We start from the raw sequence: 1,852 nt of genomic DNA, 5'->3' as shown, positions 1-1,852 counted from the left end.
GAGGCTCAGCGGATCTCGATCGAGCGCCTGAGCCGGGCCGGCGTCAAGGTCGTGGACGTCCTCGGCGTGGCGGCCGAGCTGCAGAAGACCTGGGCACGCGAGGACTGGGCGCACTGGGGCGGCATCTACGCGAGTGTCAGCCCGGGCTACGCCGCCGTCATGGAGTCGGTGGGCCGCGCCCAGGCGGAGGCCACCGGCGGCGAGGGCGCCGGGGCCGAGGTCACGTGGGCCCGGGCCCACGGCCAGCTGGCCTGATCCTCCCGTGGACCTCCGGCCGCCGATCGCGGCCGGGATCGCGTCGCCGCCGCCCCGGGCTGATGGGCCCGGGGCGGCGACCGCCCCCCACGCCCGGCGTCGATCCCGGACGCCGGCCGACGACCTTGACGAAATCGGAGCAGTCCCATGTCGTTGTCCCGACCGCGGCCCGCTCGCCGGGCACCCGCCGAGAGCGGCGACACCCGGCACTCGGCCCGCAGGTACGGGGCCGGGTTCTGGATGATCGCCTCGGTGTTCGTCACGGCCATGGCGTTCTCCACCGTCCCGACGCCGCTGTACCCCCTGTACCAGGCACGCGAGGGCCTCTCCACGTTCACGGTCACGATCGTCTTCGCCGTCTACGCCATCGGTGTACTGACCAGCCTGTTGCTGGCCGGGCACGTCTCGGACCGGACCGGCCGACGGAAGGTCCTGATCACGGCGTTGACGCTCGAACTGGTCGCCGCCGCACTGTTCCTCACCGAACCGGCCCTGCCGGTCCTCCTCCTCGCCAGGCTGGTCACCGGCCTCGGTGTCGGCCTGCTCACCGCGACCGCCACCGCGCACCTGCACGAACTGCACAGCGCGCACCGCCCCGGCGCGTCCTCACAGCGCTTCGAGATCGTCTCCACCGCGGCCAACATCGGCGGCCTCGGCTTCGGCCCGCTCGTCGCCGGCCTCCTCGCCCAGTACCTCGGCGCGCCGCTGCGCCTGCCCTACCTCGTCTTCGGCGCCCTGCTGCTGATCAGCGTCGCCGCGGTCGCACTCACCCCCGAGACAATCCAGCAGCAGCCCGTCAGGCCGAAGTACCGCCCGCAGCGCGTCGCCACCGGCCATGGCGACCCGGCCGGGTACCTGGCCGCCGCGGCCGCGGGCTTCGCGTCCTTCGCGGTCTTCGGCCTGTTCACCTCACTGGCCCCCGGATTCGTCGGCCACACCCTGCACCACCCCTCCCGCGCACTCGCCGGGCTGACCGTGTTCACCGTATTCGGTGCCGCCGCGGCGGCCCAGTCACTCACCGGCCGCCTCGATGCCAGAGTACGCAGGAACATCGGCCTGTTCGCCCAGGCCACAGGGGTGACAGCACTGGCCGTCGGCATACGCACCGCCAGCCTCCCCGTGTTCCTGGTGGCCGGCATCGTGGCCGGCATCGGCGCCGGAGTGCTGTTCAAGTCCGTGGTCGGCGCCGTCATCGCCATGGCCGCGCCGGGCAAACGCGGCGAAGACCTCGCCGGGCTCTTCCTCATCTCCTACCTGGGCCTGGCCGTGCCCGCGATCGGCCTCGGCATCGCCACCCTCTACACCACCATGACCACCGCCATGACATGGTTCGCCGCTGTCCTACTCGTCCTGCTCACCACCGCGGGCGCACTCACCCGCCACCGCGACAGCAGCGACTGAAGCACACCGTCCACCACCCGATCCACGACCCGGCACGGCCCCGCACCCGGCCGACGATCAACCCGACCCCACCCGCGGAAAGCGCACCATGACGAGGGCGCCGAGTGGGGGCACGGCAGAGGGGCCTCCCGACGGGAGGCCCCCCCCCCGGCGCCCCCCCGCGGCCCCCCCCCCACCCCACAGAAGAGACCATCCG

The 1,852-nt window shown here is 73.2% G+C and carries 2 protein-coding genes; both read left to right on the top strand.

The features are described 5' to 3' along the window. Positions 1-255 (top strand): hypothetical protein (locus tag AB0J08_RS37495; protein ID WP_360643266.1); only part of this gene is annotated, 255 nt, incomplete at its 5' end. A gap of 147 nt (positions 256-402) precedes the next feature. Next, positions 403-1,656, top strand: coding sequence for an MFS transporter (locus tag AB0J08_RS37490; RefSeq protein ID WP_360643263.1), 1,254 nt, complete (start codon positions 403-405; stop codon positions 1,654-1,656). Positions 1,657-1,852: the final 196 nt, after the last annotated feature.

It is taken from the genome of Kitasatospora sp. NPDC050463, assembly GCF_040655255.1.
Taxonomy (GTDB): Bacteria; Actinomycetota; Actinomycetes; order Streptomycetales; family Streptomycetaceae; genus Kitasatospora.
This window is presented reverse-complemented; position numbering and strand designations above follow the sequence as displayed.

Coding starts and splice junctions, on each gene's coding strand:
- AB0J08_RS37490 (WP_360643263.1), top strand. CDS start 403: ATGTCGTTGTCCCGACCGCGGCCCGCTCGCCGGGCACCCGCCGAGAGC.